The organism is Gluconacetobacter azotocaptans (assembly GCF_014174355.1).
GTDB classification, from domain to species: Bacteria; Pseudomonadota; Alphaproteobacteria; order Acetobacterales; family Acetobacteraceae; genus Gluconacetobacter; species Gluconacetobacter azotocaptans.
The window spans coordinates 102,039-119,396 of the sequence record NZ_JABEQF010000010.1 but is presented as its reverse complement, the minus strand read 5'-3'; the positions used below and the strand labels follow the sequence as shown (position 1 = coordinate 119,396).

Annotated in this window: 16 protein-coding genes and 1 tRNA gene; 9 read left to right on the top strand and 8 right to left on the bottom strand. The window is 63.9% G+C overall.

What is annotated here, in order from left to right; translation table 11 throughout:
* Positions 1-119: 119 nt before the first annotated feature.
* The 3 genes from HLH34_RS13515 to HLH34_RS13505 all read right to left on the bottom strand — a co-directional run bounded on the left by HLH34_RS13515 (position 120) and on the right by HLH34_RS13505 (position 1,677).
* The gene (locus HLH34_RS13515) at positions 120-1,055 is read right to left on the bottom strand and encodes a polyprenyl synthetase family protein (RefSeq protein WP_183120099.1); all 936 of its coding nucleotides are present in this window, start codon (positions 1,053-1,055) and stop codon (positions 120-122) included.
* A 7-nt stretch (positions 1,056-1,062) separates the two neighbouring features.
* Positions 1,063-1,293: an exodeoxyribonuclease VII small subunit gene (locus HLH34_RS13510; RefSeq protein WP_183120098.1), complete on the bottom strand. Its 231-nt coding sequence runs from the start codon at positions 1,291-1,293 to the stop codon at positions 1,063-1,065.
* A 138-nt stretch (positions 1,294-1,431) separates the two neighbouring features.
* Complete coding sequence (locus tag HLH34_RS13505) at positions 1,432-1,677, bottom strand: sulfurtransferase TusA family protein (RefSeq protein WP_183120097.1); 246 nt, start codon at positions 1,675-1,677, stop codon at positions 1,432-1,434.
* A 125-nt stretch (positions 1,678-1,802) separates the two neighbouring features.
* On the opposite strand from HLH34_RS13505, the gene HLH34_RS13500 reads away from it, so the two are divergent.
* Positions 1,803-2,717, top strand: coding sequence for an ROK family protein (locus HLH34_RS13500; RefSeq protein ID WP_183120096.1), 915 nt, complete (start codon positions 1,803-1,805; stop codon positions 2,715-2,717).
* Positions 2,718-2,828: 111 nt separating this feature from the next.
* Here the strand turns inward: HLH34_RS13500 and HLH34_RS13495 are convergent, their stop codons facing one another.
* Both HLH34_RS13495 and HLH34_RS13490 read right to left on the bottom strand, forming a co-directional pair.
* Positions 2,829-3,611 carry an RlmE family RNA methyltransferase gene (locus HLH34_RS13495; protein ID WP_183120095.1) on the bottom strand — a complete coding sequence of 261 codons (783 nt, stop codon included), beginning with the start codon at positions 3,609-3,611 and terminating at the stop codon, positions 2,829-2,831.
* A complete protein-coding gene (locus HLH34_RS13490; protein WP_183120094.1) occupies positions 3,608-4,753 on the bottom strand; it encodes a Ppx/GppA phosphatase family protein in 1,146 nt (381 codons plus the stop codon). Before HLH34_RS13490 ends, HLH34_RS13495 begins: the two co-directional genes overlap by 4 nt.
* A gap of 167 nt (positions 4,754-4,920) precedes the next feature.
* Here HLH34_RS13490 and HLH34_RS13485 point away from each other — a divergent pair.
* The 3 genes from HLH34_RS13485 to glf all read left to right on the top strand — a co-directional run bounded on the left by HLH34_RS13485 (position 4,921) and on the right by glf (position 8,505).
* Positions 4,921-4,994, top strand: a tRNA-Gln gene (locus HLH34_RS13485).
* Between the two features lie 631 nt (positions 4,995-5,625).
* On the top strand, positions 5,626-7,149 hold the full coding sequence (locus HLH34_RS13480) for a globin-coupled sensor protein (protein WP_264784376.1): 1,524 nt from the start codon (positions 5,626-5,628) through the stop codon (positions 7,147-7,149).
* Between the two features lie 207 nt (positions 7,150-7,356).
* A complete protein-coding gene (gene glf, locus HLH34_RS13475; RefSeq protein ID WP_183120092.1) occupies positions 7,357-8,505 on the top strand; it encodes a UDP-galactopyranose mutase in 1,149 nt (382 codons plus the stop codon).
* Positions 8,506-8,565: 60 nt separating this feature from the next.
* Here glf and eda read toward each other — a convergent pair whose 3' ends face one another.
* Positions 8,566-9,186: a bifunctional 4-hydroxy-2-oxoglutarate aldolase/2-dehydro-3-deoxy-phosphogluconate aldolase gene (eda, locus tag HLH34_RS13470; RefSeq protein ID WP_183120091.1), complete on the bottom strand. Its 621-nt coding sequence runs from the start codon at positions 9,184-9,186 to the stop codon at positions 8,566-8,568.
* A gap of 98 nt (positions 9,187-9,284) precedes the next feature.
* Positions 9,285-11,105: a phosphogluconate dehydratase gene (gene edd, locus HLH34_RS13465; RefSeq protein WP_183120090.1), complete on the bottom strand. Its 1,821-nt coding sequence runs from the start codon at positions 11,103-11,105 to the stop codon at positions 9,285-9,287.
* A gap of 507 nt (positions 11,106-11,612) precedes the next feature.
* Here edd and HLH34_RS13460 point away from each other — a divergent pair.
* The 5 genes from HLH34_RS13460 to HLH34_RS13440 all read left to right on the top strand — a co-directional run bounded on the left by HLH34_RS13460 (position 11,613) and on the right by HLH34_RS13440 (position 16,157).
* Positions 11,613-11,948, top strand: a complete 336-nt coding sequence (locus HLH34_RS13460; RefSeq protein WP_183120089.1) for a PadR family transcriptional regulator — start codon at positions 11,613-11,615, stop codon at positions 11,946-11,948.
* The gene (locus tag HLH34_RS13455) at positions 11,945-12,517 is read left to right on the top strand and encodes a DUF1700 domain-containing protein (RefSeq protein WP_183120088.1); all 573 of its coding nucleotides are present in this window, start codon (positions 11,945-11,947) and stop codon (positions 12,515-12,517) included. The genes HLH34_RS13460 and HLH34_RS13455 overlap by 4 nt, the downstream gene beginning before the upstream one ends.
* An 18-nt stretch (positions 12,518-12,535) precedes the next feature.
* The gene (locus HLH34_RS13450) at positions 12,536-13,270 is read left to right on the top strand and encodes a GIN domain-containing protein (RefSeq protein WP_183120087.1); all 735 of its coding nucleotides are present in this window, start codon (positions 12,536-12,538) and stop codon (positions 13,268-13,270) included.
* A 249-nt stretch (positions 13,271-13,519) separates the two neighbouring features.
* A complete protein-coding gene (locus HLH34_RS13445; RefSeq protein ID WP_183120086.1) occupies positions 13,520-15,025 on the top strand; it encodes a YifB family Mg chelatase-like AAA ATPase in 1,506 nt (501 codons plus the stop codon).
* 280 nt (positions 15,026-15,305) lie between these two features.
* Positions 15,306-16,157, top strand: a complete 852-nt coding sequence (locus HLH34_RS13440) for a helix-turn-helix transcriptional regulator (RefSeq protein WP_183120085.1) — start codon at positions 15,306-15,308, stop codon at positions 16,155-16,157.
* Positions 16,158-16,168: 11 nt separating this feature from the next.
* Here HLH34_RS13440 and metC read toward each other — a convergent pair whose 3' ends face one another.
* Entirely contained in the window at positions 16,169-17,356 is a 1,188-nt protein-coding gene (gene metC, locus HLH34_RS13435; protein ID WP_183120114.1) for a cystathionine beta-lyase, read from the bottom strand.
* Between the last annotated feature and the right edge of the window lie 2 nt (positions 17,357-17,358).

Sequence of the window (17,358 nt, the reverse complement as noted above, 5' to 3'; positions counted from 1 at the left end):
CACCGACAGGTTCCGCAGGTCCGCCGGGCACGATACCCGGTCCAGCAGCGGAAAACGACCGTGCGTCGGAACCGTTCCCGCCTGCTGCTGCCCCTCTGACTTCTGCTCGGTCATTATTGTCAGCTCCTGCGATCGACCACGTAATGAATGAGATCCCGGAGCCTGTCGGCCTCGGCACCGAAAATATCGAGGTGGGATTCAGCCTGTTCGGCCACGCGCCGCGCTTCCCGCGCCGCGCCGTCGACCCCCAGCAGGGCGACATAGGTGGATTTGCCGGCAGCCTGGTCCTTGCCCGCGGTCTTGCCCAGTTCCTCGGCGCTGGCCGTCGCGTCCAGCACGTCGTCCGCGATCTGGAACGCCGCCCCCAGGTCGCGCCCATAGGCCGCAATGCGCGCGCGCACCGACAGGTCGGCATCGCCCAGGATGGCGCCCGATTCGGCGGAATAGCGGATCAGGCAGCCGGTCTTCAGCGCATGCAGGCGTTCGACCTCCTGCAAGGCCAGGGCGCGCCCCTCGCCATCCATGTCGATCATCTGGCCGCCGACCATGCCTGCGGCGCCGGACGCGGCGGCCAGGGCGGCGACAAGGCCGATCCGGACGCCGGCCTCGGGGTGGGTCGCCGTGTCGGCCAGGATCTCGAACGCCATTGTCTGCAGCGCGTCGCCGGCCAGGATCGCCGTGGCCTCGTCGAACTTCCGGTGGGTCGAGGGTTGGCCCCGGCGCAGGTCGTCATCGTCCATCGCCGGCAGGTCGTCATGGACGAGGGAATAGGCATGCAGCATCTCGACCGACGCCGCCACGCGATAGGCGCCGGATTCGGTGGCGCCGAACAGGCTGGCCACTTCGGCGGCCAGGTAACCGCGCAGCCGCTTGCCGCCACCCAGCGTGGCGTAGCGCATGGCGTCCACAACGCGCCCCTCACTGCCCGGAACCGGCGGCAGAAGGCTGTCGATCGCGGCCTCGACCGCCGAAGCCCGCTTTGCCATGGATGCACGCAGAAGGCTGCCCCGGTCTCCGGAATTCCCCGTGGGGGCTGTCGCTATTGTCTGGCTCATCGGCGCATCAATCCATAGATTTCGTCTCCAGCGTGCCATCGGCCCGCTGGATGATCGCCTGAACGCGGGCCTCGGCCTCGTTCAGCTTGCTCTCACAGTGTCGTCTCAGGGCCGCGCCACGCTCGTAGGACGCGATCGCGTCCTGCAGCCGGAGCTGCCCGCCTTCCAGTTGCCGGACGATCTCCTCCAGCTGGACGAGGGCGTCTTCGAAGGAGAGCTGGGACAGGTCGTCCGTCATGGGTGCGGTACTTCCATCATGAGGCGGGGATTACTCCTTGCCGGGCGCATCTGCCAAGGGCATAGGGGGAATGACAGGAATTTGTGGCGGCTGTGGCTTCCACGCAACGTGTTCGGAACACTGGTGGAAAAACGCCGTCTAGGCCCCGGCGGCGGGGTCGGGACGGCGGCGGATGACAAAGGACAGAACCCCGCCATCTTCGCCGAAAGCGATGAGCGCATGGCCGGTTTCCCGGCAGAACGCCTGGAAATCGGCGACGCTGGCACGGTCCGTCGCGATGACGCGCAACCGCTCGCCCGGCTGCATGCCGCGCAAGATGCGATTGGCCTTGAGGACGGGAAGCGGGCAACTTAGCCCTTTGACGTCGAGCACGGTCTCGCTCATGAAAATGGGGGCTCCGGCAGGGGCGGCCGCGTCCGGCCTGTGCTGGCGCGATGTTTACGCCACATTTCTTTGCATCATAGGCTCAAACAGCCAGCGGATAAAATATGACGAACAACGGGACGGATATGACCGGCTATCGGATCGGCATCGATTTTGGCGGAACCAAGATCGAAATCGCGGCCCTCGCGGCCCACGACGGACGCGAGCTTGTCAGGCGGCGCATTGCCAACCCCGGGCATTACGACGGCGCGATCCAGGCCATCCGGGACCTGGTCGCGGGCGTGGATAGTGAACTGGGCGGCCAGGGGACCGTCGGCATCGGGATTCCCGGGTCGATCAGCCCCGACAGCGGCGTCATCAAGAACGCAAACGCCACGTGGCTGAACAACCAGCCGTTCGGCCGCGATCTGACCGCCACCGTCGGGCGGGAGGTCCGGGTCGAGAACGACGCCAACTGCTTCGCCCTGTCCGAGGCCGTGGACGGGGCGGGGGCCGGGAAAGGTGTTGTCTTCGGCGTCATCGTCGGCACCGGGATGGGCGCTGGGATCGTCGTCGACGGCAAGCTGCTGATCGGCGCGCACCACATCGCGGGGGAATGGGGGCATATCCCGCTGCCCTGGCCCCGACTCGAGGAAATGCCCATGCCCAAATGTTTCTGCGGAAACGAGGGCTGCCTGGAACGCTTCCTCAGCGGGTCGGCCCTGGCCCAGGACTGGAAGGGGCCGGGCAATCGCAGCACCGCCGGAATCGAAGACCAGGCCGAGGCCGGCGACCAGGCCGCGATCGGCGCGCTGGATCGCTATATGGACCGTCTGGCCCGGGCATGCGCCCTGGCAATCAATTTCCTCGATCCCGACGTCATTGTGCTGGGGGGAGGGGTGTCGAACCTGAAATCGATCTATGAGCGCGTGCCGCTGCTGATGCCACGCTACGTGATCACGCCACGCTGCACCACGCCGATCGTACGGAACCTGCATGGGGACAGTTCTGGCGTGCGTGGCGCGGCATGGCTGTGGTCGAAGGACGGGGCCGCGGCCTGACGGCCTGTTTGAAAATGCGCGCTGGCGGCGGTCCGGCGCGCATTCTCTGCGCTTCGCTCCCGCGACGAGGTGATCGGATGGCGGCCCGCCCGGTGGGGGGCGGGCCGCCACTCAGGCATCCCGTCTGATCCGGTCGGGACGGAACCCGGTGGCCACGACATACAGCTCGCTCGATTCCTTGCGGCTGGCCGGAGGCTTGGCATGACGGACCGTGGCGAAGGCCTGCTTCATCGGGGTCAGCATCTGCCGCTCGGACCCGCCCTGGAAGACTTTCGCCACAAACGCCCCGTTTTCGGCCAGCACCTTGGTCGCGAAATCCAGCGCCAGCTCGGCCAGGCCGATGATGCGCAGATGATCGGTCGGCGCATGTCCGGTCGTATTCGGCGCCATGTCCGACAGCACCAGGTCCGCCGGGCCGCCCAGCAGGGCGATCAGGCGGTCGGGCAGGTCGGGGTCGTTGAAATCCCCTTCCAGGATCGTCGCGCCGGATACCGGGTCGACCGGCAGCAGATCGACGCCGACCACATGAGCAGCCCCACGCTTGACCACGACCTGCGTCCATCCTCCCGGTGCCGCCCCAAGATCCACCACGCGCATGCCGGGTCGGATCAGGTGAAAGCGGTCGTCCAGTTCGATCAGCTTGAAAGCCGCGCGGGACCGCCAACCCTGCTTGCGCGCGGCCAGCACATAAGGATCGTTCAGTTGCCGGTTCAGCCAGCGCTGCTGAGCGGTTGTGCGGCCACGGGCCGTGCGCAGCGATACCGCCTGCGCGCGCGTGGTCTTCGCCGCGCCGGCATCCGCCTGCGCGGACGTGCCGCCCGGCGTCGCACTGCTGGAAAGGGATTTGCCGGGAACCCGCGACTTGCCGCCTCCGGCGGGGGGACGGCGCGTCATGGACGGGAGACGCCCGCCGTGGTCAGTGCCGTGGTCAGCTTGGGCCGTGCATAGGGCAGGGCGGCAGGGAATGGCGACAGGGGCGCCATGGTCGAATCGTTGATCATGCGCAGCAGCATACCATCGCGCAGCCCGCGATCCGCCACGACGATCTCGGGCACCGGCCATATTTTGTGGATGGCCTCGAAAATCGCGCATCCCGGCAGGACGTACAGCGCGCGTTCCGGCCCGACGCAGGGATGCTGCCGCAGGCCGTCCGGGCCAATTTCCGCCAGGGTCCGGATAGCTGCCAGGGCCGCGTCGGCCGACAGGATGGTGCCGTCGACCGCAGCCCGGCTGTAGCGCGCCAGCGACAGCGCAATGCTGGCCAGGGTCGTGATGGTGCCGCTGGTTCCCATCAGGCTGACATTGCCGCGGCTGATTTCCCGGCCGATGCAATGGACATCCTCGAACGCGCGCAACTGCCGTGTCACGGCATCGACCATGTGGCGGTAGCCGTCCTCGGTGAAGGCCGCGTGGCCGAACTGCTCGGCCAGGGTGATGACACCCACCGGCAGGCTGATATAGCCGATCAGATCCTGGCTGCGCGACCGCCGCTCGGTCCGTACCCACGCCACTTCGGTCGAGCCGCCACCGATATCGAACAGCACGGCGCGATTGCGTGCCGGGGACAGTCTTTCATCGTGCAGAAGCGCCGCACAACTGTCCATGGCCAGTTCGGCTTCCTCGCGCGGCGAGATCACGCCGATATCCAGGCCGGTTTCGCGCCGGACGCGCTCGAGGAAGGCGCTGCCGTTGCCCGCGCGCCGGCAGGCCTCGGTCGCCACCGCGCGATACCGGCGCAACCGGCGGCGCCCCATGCGCGCGGCACAGATCTTCAATGCGTCGACGGTCCGGTCCATCGCATCCTGGTCCAGCAGTCCCGTCCGTTGCAGGCCGGCGCCCAGCCTGACGATACGGCTGAAACTGTCGACGACGCGGAATCCGTCGGCCGACGGCGTCGCGATCATCAGGCGGCAATTGTTCGTCCCGAGGTCGATGGCAGCGTACATGCCCGGGATTCCGTGATTCGTCGTGAATCCGGAGGCATGGGAGAATGGCGGTCCCTCCTGGCCATCGCGCCAGGACATGCTGTTGTCCATCGGACGGTCCCCTTGCCGCTGCTGCATTCATAGTGGATTCCCACCCGCGCGAAGGGCAAGTCAAATATGCCGCAGGCAAGAAACTTCGTCATAAAGGTGCTTGTCACGCCGATCCGCCGATGCTATCAGCCCCTCACCGCACGGCACTACACGCCGAAAGGCAGTGTTGGGGGATAGTTTAGCGGTAGAACTACCGGCTCTGACCCGGTCAGCCCTGGTTCGAATCCAGGTCCCCCAGCCAAATTTTCCTTAATCCATAAATATCGGGTCTGCCTGCAGCCTTATCCGAAGGGTTGCTCGGGCGAACTATGCGTCTGTACTGGCAGCCTGTGGATTGCTGCCTCACAGGGGCGGAAAACGCGCTCGTCCGCCGTTGCCTGTATTATCATGAAGATGACGGCCGCAGCCTGGTGAACGTTCAACCAGCAAGCGGTGCGCGCACCGTTGCGGCGCATCGTCGACGACGAGGATCGTACCCGGGATGGGTGCGAAGGCCGGGAGCGCAGAAATTGTTCCGCTCATGGGAACGTTGCCCTGAACGAAACCCATCCTGATGCGATTTCGTCAAATATAAATTGGCATCACGTCATCGAGAACTTTTTTTCCGATCAAGCGTATCGCAATTCGCTGTGATCGAGCGGCAGAAGTTCTCCACCAGCATGATTCCTCGCTGCGTGGTTTCCGGCCATTAAATAAATGAGAACAGAATTTGATAACCTATTATCATTTTAATTGAAACTTAAGCTCTTTATAATTATTTTTATAGATGACTGGAGGCACAAAACTGAAGAATTTAGACTTTTTGGCTCGTGAGTTTGCCTAGAGGACATAGCTTCACCGTCTTTGTTGCTCCTTCTTGCTATCTGAACGAAATGCTACGGGAGTTTAAATTGACTAGGAACAATAACGATTGTCTGGAAAATAATCCTCGACAGCATGGAGGGAAACTGGACGATATAAAGCAGCGTCGGGAATTCATGGATCTGACCGATGACAGTCTCCAGACCCTCCGCTCCATGCAGGCACTCATCGACCGTGAACTCCCGATTGCGCTTGAAAGCTTCTACAGGCAGGTAAGGAAAACGCCCGAAACGCGAAAATTCTTTTCTTCCGAAATGCAAATGCAGCATGCCAAAGGTGCCCAATCCAATCACTGGAGGAACATCTCGGCGGCAAATTTCGGCGAGGAGTATTCGGCCCAGGTTCGTGAGATTGGTGCGGTTCATGCCCGTATCGGCCTAGAGCCAAGATGGTATATCGGCGGATACGCTGTCGTTCTTGATCATCTCATTCATGCCATTGTGGAAGAACTGCTTCCAAAACGCGGTCTTTTTTCAGGAGGCTTTACCGTATCCGCCAAAAAGCTGGGGGACACGATCGGCAGCCTGTGCAAGGCTGTTCTGCTCGATATAGATCTGGCACTTTCAGTCTATTATCCGGACGTAACGGAAAAGGCGGTGCGGGCCACCAGAGATGATGCGATCGAAAAGGAGCAGAATCTGGTTTCGCGGAGCTTCGGCTCAGTCATCAGCCAGATCGCCGAAGGGGATCTTACCGGAAGGGTGCATGGAAACCTGCCGCTGTTCTATATTCCATTACGCGACAATCTCAATACGGCCGTCGAATCCCTGCGCGCCACGCTGGAAGTCGTAAACGCAACAGCGCAGACCATAGATACCACGGCGACCCAGATTAACGCCGCAGCGCAGGATCTGTCCCATCGGACGGAGCGGCAGGCATTTTCCGTGGAAGAGACCGCAGCGTCGATCGAACAGATCACGTCGACCGTTACCTCGACCGCGGCTCGGGTTTCGGAAGCCCACTCCCTGGTAGCGGAATGCCAGACCATTACCGAGCAGTTTGGTGTCCTGGTTGACGGGGCGGCAGGCTCGATGGCCGAGATCGAACGGTCATCCAACGCAATCAGCACGATTACCGATGTCATGGATGCGATAGCCGTCCAGACCCATCTTCTGGCGTTGAACACGAGCGTCGAGGCGGGCCGCGTAGGAGAAAGCGGAGCCGGCTTCAAGGCGCTTGCCCAGGAAATCCGGGACCTTGCCCGCCGCGCGGGGGAAGCCTCGAAAGACGTGAGGAAACTCGTCAGCGCTTCGCAAAGTCAGGTTGCCGCGGGTGCTCTCGTCATGGAAGAAATCAATGCCGGAATGCAGACCATCATCACGCGCGTGACAAAGATAAGCGATCATTTGAAAGCCATTGCGGATGCGGCACAGGAACAGGCTAGGGCGCTCCATAATATAAACGGCGCGGTGGCGACAATCGACCAGGGCACCCGGCAGAACGCGGCGATGGTCGAGCAGACCTCGGCGGCGAGCGCCGACCTGGCGGGAAAAGCCGTGCATCTTCGCGATATTCTTGAAACCTTCCAATTATAGGATCGAGCGGCAAAGCTGCGCCGATATTTCGCGCTCCGCGAATGCGCCAAAGCCGGGGAATACCCTCGCAGATCAGCATATGCGACCCGACAAGCCCGGTGGTTTTCCATCCTTCCGGAAAGAAGTCGCACTGTTCATGCGACGGGGGCGTGGACAGCAGCGCCCCTGCGGCGATACTCACCGGCATATCGTAGGGAGAAGATACTGTTGCGGTACTGTATTGTAGGCGCTGGTTTCAGTGGGGCCATCATGGCCCGCGCCCTTGCCGAGGCCGGTCACAAGGTCCTGCTGCTGGACGAGCGGCCGCACGTGGCGGGAAATTGCCATACCAGCCGCGATGGCGAGACCGGGGTCATGGTACATCGGTTCGGACCGCATATTTTCCACACGGCCGACGAGCGGGCATGGACCTACATCAATCGCTTCGGCGTGATGAAGCCCTACGTCAACCGCGTAAAGGCGCAGTCGCAGGGGCGGATCTACAGCCTGCCCATCAACCTGATGACGATCAACCAGTTCTTCGGCACGACGCTGCGCCCCGACGAGGCCCGGCAATTCATCGCCGCGCGGGCCGACCAGTCCATCACAGCCCCTCAGTCGTTCGAGGAGCAGGCGCTGTCGATGATCGGTCCGGAATTGTACCGGGCGTTCTTCCATGGCTATACCAAGAAGCAGTGGGGCGTATCGCCGACCGAGCTGCCGGCCTCGATCCTGAATCGTCTGCCGGTTCGCTTCAATTACGACGACAATTATTTCAGCCATCCGTGGCAGGGCATGCCGCAGGACGGCTACACCGCGATCATCGAGAACATCCTGAAGGCCGAAGGGATCGAACTGCGTCTCGGCCAGTCGTTCGAGACGGTGGACGAGCGTTTTGCCCATGTCTTCTATACCGGGCCGATCGACCGGTATTTTTCCTACTCCCTGGGACGCCTGGGCTACCGCACCCTGGATTTCGAGGCATTCGTCGCCGACGGGGATTACCAGGGCACGGCGGTCATGAATTACTGCGACGAGACCGTGCCCTATACCAGGATCACGGAACACAAGCATTTCGCGCCGTGGGAGCAGGATCGTTTCACCCGCACCGTCTGCTTCCGCGAATACAGCCGCCAGGCCGGCGCGGACGACGTGCCCTACTATCCGATCCGTCAGGTCGGCGAGAAGGCGCTGCTGACCCGCTATATCGAGAGGGCGCGTGCGACGCCGGGGGTGTCGTTCATGGGGCGGCTGGGAACCTACCGCTACCTGGACATGGACGTGACGATTTCCGAAGCCCTGGCGGCATCCGATCGCGTGTTGGATATCGCGCGGCAGGGCGGCGTCATTCCGACCTTCTTCGTCGATCCGTCCTGATCGTTCCCCCGACCATCGCGCAATGCAAAGGTCGGGGGATATCCACGGTGGCCTGATGCGTTAGCGGGTAGTCGCCAGTTGCGAGGCGGCCGCTGCGCGATCACGGATTTCGGCCACGTCCGGCGCGCCGGGCGGGACGAGCCACGATCCGCCGACGCAACGCACCGACGGCAGTTCCAGCCACTGGGATGCGCGTTCAAGGTCGATGCCGCCGGTGGGGCAGAAGCGGATCCGGCCGAAGGGTGCGGACAGGGCCTTCAGCGCCTTGATGCCGCCCGACGCCTCGGCCGGAAAAAACTTGAAGCGATCGAGGCCCAGATCCAGCCCGCGCATGATGTCGCTGCTGTTGGCGATGCCGGGCAGGAACGGGATGCGGCGGGCGATCGCGGCCTTGGCGAGGCCGTCGGTCAGGCCCGGACTGACGATGAATTCCGCCCCGGCCTCGATGCTGGCATCCAGGTCGGCCTCGTTCAGCACGGTGCCCGCGCCGACGACCGCGCCTTCGACCCTGGCCATTTCCGTGATGACATCCAGCGCCGCCTCGGTGCGCAGGGTCACTTCCAGAACCCGCAGACCGCCCGCCACCAAAGCCTCGGCAATCGGGCGGGCATGGGCCGCGTCGTGCACCACAAGCACCGGAATGACCGGCGAGAGGCCCATGATGCGATCTATTTCGGACATGTCTGCTTCTTTCTTTCCTTGTGCGGCGCGCCAGGCGCCCTGAAACTCGTCAAAGGCCACTGACCCATGACCGGGCCAGGGCCTCGTATCGGATCGGCTTATTGCTCCATCGCCGCCAGCATCGCCGATGCGCCACGCTCGGCGCTGTCGGCGCCACGGCGCATGAAGGCGAACAGTTCGCGGCCCGTGCCGTCCTGCGCCTGGGGCGGGGGGCAGAGGTCGCGGGCGTCCCATTCGGCGGCGTCGACCAATGCGTCGATCCGGCCGTCCTGGGCGCTCAGCCGCACCACATCGCCGTCGCGCAACCGGGCCAGCGGGCCGTGGGGCAGGGCCTCGGGCGAGAGATGAATCACCGCCGGGACCTTGCCGCTGGCGCCCGACATGCGCCCGTCGGTCACCAGCGCCACCCGATGCCCCCGGTCCTGAAGCACGCTCAGTGCCGGCGTCAGCTTATGCAGTTCCGGCATGCCGTTTGCGGCCGGTCCCTGGAAACGCACGACGACGATCACGTCACGATCGAGTTCGCCGGCCCGATAGGCGGTCAGGACGTCTTCCTGGTCGTTGAAGACGGCAGCCGGGGCCTCGATGGTCCAGCGGTCGCGGGACACCGCGCTGGTCTTGAAGATGCCGCGGCCGAGATTGCCCTGGACCAGGCGCATGCCGCCGTCGGTGCTGAAGGGGGCCGTGGCCGGGCGCAGGATCGTCTCGTCAGCCGGGACAGGCGGCGTATCCGTCCAGACCAGATGGTCGTCGCGCAGTTCGGGCGTTCGCGTGTAGGCCCGGAAGCCGTCGGGGGCCACGGTCAGGATGTCGCCATGCAGCAGCCCGGCCTCCAGCAGCGTCGCAATAACGAAGCCCATGCCCCCCGCCGCGTGGAACCCGTTCACGTCCGCCGCGCCGTTCGGATAGACGCGCGCCAGCAGCGGCACGGCGCTGGACAGCCGGTCCAGGTCCTCCCAGTCGATGACGATGCCGGCGGCCCGCGCGATCGCCGGCAGATGGATGGCCAGGTTCGTCGATCCACCCGTCGCCAGCAGTCCCACCGCCGCGTTGACGATCGCCTTTTCGTCGATGCAGTGCCCCAGGGGGCGGTAATCGTCGCTGTTCATGCCCATCGCCAGAATGCGGTGCACGGCCGCCCGCGTCAGTTCCTGGCGCAGCCGGGCATGGGGGGGGACGAAAGCCGCACCCGGAATGTGCAGGCCCATCACCTCCATCATCATCTGGTTGGTGTTGGCCGTGCCGTAGAAGGTACAGGTCCCGGCGCCGTGATAGGACGCGGCCTCGGCCTCCAGCAATTCGTCCCGGCCGACCTTGCCTTCCGAATAAAGCTGGCGGACCTGCTGCTTCGTCTTGTTCGGCAGGCCGGACGACATCGGACCGGCCGGCACCAGCACCATCGGCAGGTGGCCAAAACGCAGGGCGCCCATCAGCAGGCCGGGGACGATCTTGTCGCAGATGCCCAGCAATGCGGCCCCTTCGAACATGCCGTGGCTGAGGGCCACCGCCGTCGACAGCGCGATCGTGTCGCGGCTGAACAGCGACAGTTCCATGCCCGGCTGGCCCTGGGTCACGCCGTCGCACATGGCCGGCACGCCCCCGGCCACCTGGGCCGTCGCCCCCTTTTCGCGCGCGAACAGACGCATCTGGTCGGGATAGCGGGCATAGGGCTGATGGGCGGACAGCATGTCGTTATAGGCGGTGACGATGCCGATATTCATCCCGCCGCCCGCGCGGATGGCGGCCTTGTCCTCGCCCGACGCGGCGAAGCCATGGGCCAGGTTTCCGCACGCCAGGCGGGGACGGGCGACGCCACGGTCGCGCTGACGGGCGATCAGGTCGAGATAGGCTGCGCGTGTCGGCGCGGAACGGCGGATCACGCGGGCCGTCACTTCGGCCAGGACAGGATTCATCTGCATTGGAAGGGACCGTCACAGCGGCGTCGGATTCGATGCAGAGCGGGCAAGACCGTAACTCCTGAATGTCATGTCCATGCGTCGGAGGCGGATAGTTATGCATGAAACGCATAGAAAGGGGAGGTCGGGAGAGATACCGTCTAAATATAATGTGTTCAAGTAAATTATTGATATAAATGAGGCGTTTTGATGCATATTTTTGTAATATTATTACAATCTCCGCGGCGAAGCCATAGGCTGCGTGATGCCCTTTGGTGCGGACGGAGCGCCGCTGCCGCCCGGTCATCCGCCTGAAAATCGCGCCGTGGCCGCTCAGAACTGCCCCCAGACGGGGCGCGGGCAGGGACCATGCGCCACACGCCGGCGACCCGCCAGAGCGGACGGATACCCGCTTGTACTGATTTTTCACGCCGACATCGACAAGACTATTGCAAGGAACCGGTGAATGATGGCTATCTTGCATAGAACGGTTCCGCGTCGGTGCGGCACCGCCCCGAGGATCGACACGCCGTGGACCCTAATCTTGTCCAGTTCAAAAAAGGGGTGCTGGAACTCTGTGTCCTGGCGCTTCTGTCCCAGGCCGACTCGTACGGCTACGACATCGCCAGCCGGTTGGCCGATGCGATCGACATGGGCGAGGGCACGATCTACCCGCTGATGCGCAGGATGCAGAAGGACGGGATGGTCTCGACCTATCTGGTCGAATCCGCCTCAGGCCCCCCCAGGAAATATTACCGCCTGACCGCGAGCGGTCGGGACAGCCTCAATGCCCAAAAGGCCGCATGGACCGATTTCACACGCTCTGTCGCCGCCGTTCTGGAGCAGCATCAGGAGAAAACGCCATGAACGAGCGACAGACCTTCCTTCGGCGGCTGAAGGCCGGACTGAAGGGGATGCCGCGATCGGCCGTCGCGGACATCGTCGCCGATTACGACAGCCATTTCGAGGCAGGGCAGGCGGCCGGCCGAAGCGAGGCCGAGGTCGCCGCCCGTTTGGGAGACCCGACGCGCCTGGCGCGGGAACTGCAGGCCGAGGCCGGCCTGCGCCGGTGGGAAGACGAACGCAGCATGGCCGCTGCGCTGGGGGTGATCGTCGGCGTGCTGGGGCTGGCGGCGCTGGATTTGTTCATCGTCCTGCCGCTGCTGACCGCCGCGGTGGCGTCTGTCTTTTCGTTCTTCGTCGCGGGCCTGGCGATCTGTCTCAGCGGCAGCGTGATGCTGCCGTTCGCGCTGATCACCAACCTGCCGGGCTTTGCCGGCGACCGTCTTCAGGCGGGTCTGCTCAGCCTGGGCCTGGCCAGCGGCGGGGCGTCGCTGGTCGCCGTGTGCATCCTCTTCACGATCGGGCTGGTCAATGTGCTCGCCCGCTACGGCCGCGCGCATTACCGCCTGATCGCCCCCCAGCCGTCCGTCTGACAATAGGAGAATTGTCCCATGATTCGCGGGATCGCACTTGTGGCCGTCGGTGGGGCGGCGCTTTCGGTGGCATGTTTCAGCGTCGCGGCCGTCCGGGGGCCGATGAACTGGCATTTTCCGGACATGATATGGACCGACGACGATGACGACGCGGGAAAGGGGGCGCCCTCGGCAACGCGCGCCATCCCCTGGGCAGGGGCCGAGAACCTGACCTTCGCCGTGCCGGCCACGATCGTCTATACGCAGGGGCCGGCGGCAGGCATTACCGTCAGCGGTCCCGGCAAGCTGGTCGATCGGGTCAGCCTTCAGGACAATACGCTCGACATGGACGACAATGGCCATCATCACCATTGGCATTCCGGGCGGCTGCGTATCGTCGTGACGGCGCCGGCGCTGAAGGCCATCACCGTCCGTTCGGCGGGGAAACTGACCCTGCAGGACCTTGCGGTGGATCACCTCAAGCTGACGGTGGAAGGGGCGGCGGACGTCGTGGGCCACGGCCGGGCGGACAAGATCTCGCTGTCGGTCGCGGGAGCGGCGAATGCGGACCTTTCCGACATGATCGTGACGGACGCGGACATAGACATCCAGGGGGCCGGTCATGTCAGCGTCGGTCCGACAGGGCACGCAGGGGTTCATCTCAGCGGTGTCGGCGCGGTCGAACTGACAAGGCGGCCGGCGTCCCTGACGAAAGAGATCGAAGGGATAGGGACCGTCTCGGTTCCTGACGAACCGAAGGGAACGCGGCTGTAAGACCGGCTCACGCTCGGGTCGAAACCTCAGGCGCGCGGCGAACGGATCGGGTCCGGTTGCCGCGCGCCCGACGTCAGGACACGACGTTATCGTTCCCGCTCGCCAGCCATCGTTTGCGCCAAAAGTCGCATAAGATATATTATGCCAACTCATATTGCCGTTATCACCGCCGGACGGGCCGGGCTTCCGAATTCCGGTTTCTCGGTTAAAAATGATCATTCTGGCGCATTGTCTGACGATCGGGACCTTATGAGCATCTCCACTGTGTTGGGCTTTGCCTTTTCGGGCATAGAGGCGATCCCCGTGCGGGTGGAAGTGCAACTGGCGTCGGGTCTGCCATCCTTCCTGATCGTCGGCCTGGCGGACAAGGCCGTCGCCGAAGCGCGCGAGCGCGTTCGCGCGGCGCTGTCGGCCATGGGGCTGGCGTTGCCGCCCAAACGCATCGTGGTCAATCTGGCCCCGGCCAATATCGTCAAGGAAGGCTCGCATTTCGATCTGCCGATCGCGATGGCGCTGCTGACGGCCATGAAGCTGGTACCCCCCGAGGATAGCGGACGTTTCGGGGCGATCGGCGAATTGTCGCTGGACGGCCGGATCAACCCGGTGCCGGGCGTTCTGCCCGCCGCCATCTGCGCGGTAGAGCAGTCCATGGGGCTGGTGTGTGCCGCCGCCCAAGGGCGCGAGGCGCGCTGGGCGGGCGATGCCCTGGATATCCTGGCTGCCGAATCCCTGCTGGCGCTGGTCAATCATTTCAATGGCGAGCAGGTTCTTCCATCCGTGGAACTGCCCCAGCGCCTGCCCGACGATCCGGATGGGCCACGGACCGACCTGGCCGACGTGCGTGGCATGGAAACCGCCAAGCGCGCCTTGGAAATCGCGGCGGCCGGGGGCCATTCCCTGCTGATGACCGGGCCGCCGGGGGCCGGCAAATCGATGCTGGCCGCCCGGCTGCCCTCGCTGCTCCCGGACCTGGACGCCGAGGAAATCCTGGAGATCAGCCGCATCCACAGTGTCGCGGGGCAACTGCCCATGGGGATGCCGATCTTTCGTCCGCCTTTTCGCGATCCGCATCATTCGACCAGCCAGGTCGCCCTGGTGGGCGGCAGCAGCCGTGTCCGGCCCGGCGAGGTCAGCCTGGCCCATCGCGGCGTTCTGTTTCTGGACGAATTGCCCGAATTCTCGCGTCCGGCGCTCGAGGCCCTGCGGCAGCCCATCGAAACGGGCACGATCACCATCGCACGCGCCTCCGCCCATGTGACCTTCCCTGCCCGCTTCCAATTGATCGCCGCGATGAATCCCTGCCGGTGCGGCTATCTGGGCGATGCCGCGCAGGAATGCCGGAAGGCACCCCGCTGCGGCGAGGATTACGTGTCGCGGATCTCGGGCCCGATGCTGGACCGGATGGACATGACCGTGCATGTCGAACCCGTGCCGCCGTCGCAACTGGCCGGCCTGCCGACGGGCGAAACCAGCGCGGTGGTGGCGGCGCGGGTCGCGGCGGCCCGTGCGCGGCAAAAGGCGCGCCAGAACGGCCTGTGCAATGCCGAAGTCGCGCCGGACCAGTTTCCGACCGCCCCTGCCGCGCGCGATTATGCCGTGCTGGTGGCCGAGCGGCTGCGCCTGTCGGCCCGTGGCTTCACACGGCTGCTGCGGGTTGCCCGGACGATCGCCGATCTGGCGGGCCAAGAGGAAATCGCGCAACCCCACGTGGCCGAGGCCGCGGGATATCGCCTGCGGCGGCCGGACCGGCGATGATGCTCATTTCGGAGGAATTTTTATGTATATCGAAAGAATAAATTCGATAATTGAAGATATATATAAATGTTCTTCGCACGAAGAAAACTGGCAGCCTACCCTCAAAGCTATAGCAGAATGCGTGGGTGCGGCTGGGGCTGCGATCATTCCGAGCGATCACTTGAATAAGGAACTGCGATTCAGTTCATCAGAGGACCGCGTTTCCGATTTATTGTATTATGAATATTGGTGGCGATATAATCCTTACAAAACATACTGTCCCGACAGATTGGTAGGAGACGTGTCCGACATCGAATTCATCAGCGACGATGAAATGAAACGCCATCCGTTCTATCAGGATTTCCTAAGAAAATTCGACCGTGGACGGACGTGTCGCTTTGGTTTTGCGGAGCCAAGCGCCCCTGAATTCGTCTTCGCGGTCCAAAGGGCCCTGAATGCGGAACCCGAGACGCCCGACGAGCGACGGGTACGTGGCATTCTTGCGCGCCATATCTCCAGATCGTTGAGCCTGTCCGCCGAAATCGGAAAGACACGTCTTCTGGCCGAGGGCTTTGCAGATCTTTGCCATCGTCTTCAGTGTGGCGCCGCCCTGTTGAACGGAGACGGCGGCGTCGTACTCATCAATCAGAAACTCAGGGGCATGCTGGGGGACGGCGTCGATTACCTGAACGGCCGGATCATTTCCGGCAATCGGGACAATCAGAACCGCCTGGACGCCCTTCTGAAGGCAACCGCCTGCGGAGAGGTACAATCCGCCCATAAGGGATTCATCGTGCTGAACTGCCCGTCAGGACAAAATTTGATCGTCAGAGCTGTCAGGCTTCCGCGCGAAAGCATGTTTCATGTCCATGAGGCGCGCCAGTCGGCCATGCTGATCCTGGCATATAAAACCGGGTCAAGAGAGACGGACGTTTCCGCCGCGCTGCGCCCGCTGGGGCTGACGGCGGCCGAGATCCGGCTCGCCCAGAAAATCGGAAGCGGCGTATCCCCGAAGGACGCGGCAAAATCGCTGGGTATTTCCGACCAATATGCGCGTTCCCTGCTGAAGGTCGTCTTCAGGAAACTGAACATCGCAAGCCAGAGCCAGCTATCGACCCTGGTGTCAGGCTTGTCGGGCCTGGGCGACGCCTGATTTCCTTGCGGTCAGTCCTGAGGCATGGTCCTGCGCGACAGGACATCCAGCCCGGCAGACAGGTCGGCAATCAAGTCGTTCGGGTTTTCCAGGCCGATATGCAGGCGCAAGGCCGGGCCATCGTCGGCCGGCGCCGGGCATGAGCGGGTAATGCCATGGGTCGTGGGCAGGACCAGGCTTTCGTAACCGCCCCATGATGCCCCCAGCCCGAACATGGTCAGGGAATCGATCATGGCGGTCATGTCCGCCACCCCGTATTCCGGTTTGAACACCACACCGAACAACGCCGACGCACCGGTAAAATCACGCTCCCACAAGGCATGTCCCGGACAGGACGGCAGCGCCGGGTGCAGCACGCGGCTGACTTCCGGCCGCTCGGCCAGCCACAAGGCGATATCAATGGCCGCGCACGACTGCTTTTCCAGGCGGGCGCCCATGGTGCGCAGGCCCCGAAGGGTCAGCCAGCAATCGTCCGGTCCCGCCAGTTGCCCGATCTGGATGCAGGTGTCGCGCAGCACATGCCAATCCTGTTCATCGGCCACGGACACCGCGCCGACGATGGTGTCGGAATGGCCGGATGGATATTTGGTCAGGGCCTGGATCGAGATGTCGACGCCGTGCCGGAATGGCTGGAACACGCCGATGCCCCAGGTGTTGTCCAGCATGACGCGCGCGCCATGCTCGTGGGCCACGTCGGCGATCATGCGGATGTCCTGGACCTCGAACGTATGGCTGCCCGGGCTTTCGGTGAACACGATCTGGGTATTGGGGCGCATTGCCGCATGCAGGCCCGCCGCGTCGATCGTCGGCGGATAATAGGTCGTCTCCACCCCAAAGCGGCGCAGCACTGTGTTCGCGAAGCGTCGCGTCGGGCCGTAGACCGAATCCGGGATCAGGCAATGGCCATTCTTGCTCAGGAAAGCCAGAAGCGGGGTCGTACAGGCCGCCAGGCCCGACGACACGATCTGGGTATGGCGCGCGCCTTCGATGGCGGCGATCGCCGTTTCCAGCTGATGCTGGATCGGCGTTCCCATCGCGCCATAGATCATCTCGTGGTCATAACGCCGCTGGCCGTTGCGCTGCATGGCGTCGACGGTGGGAAACAGGACCGTGGATCCCCGGGTTACCGCCGGGTTCACCAATACGCCGGCCTGGTCCGTCGGCTGGTCGCGGGCCACCTGGACCAGCAGCGTCGCCATCT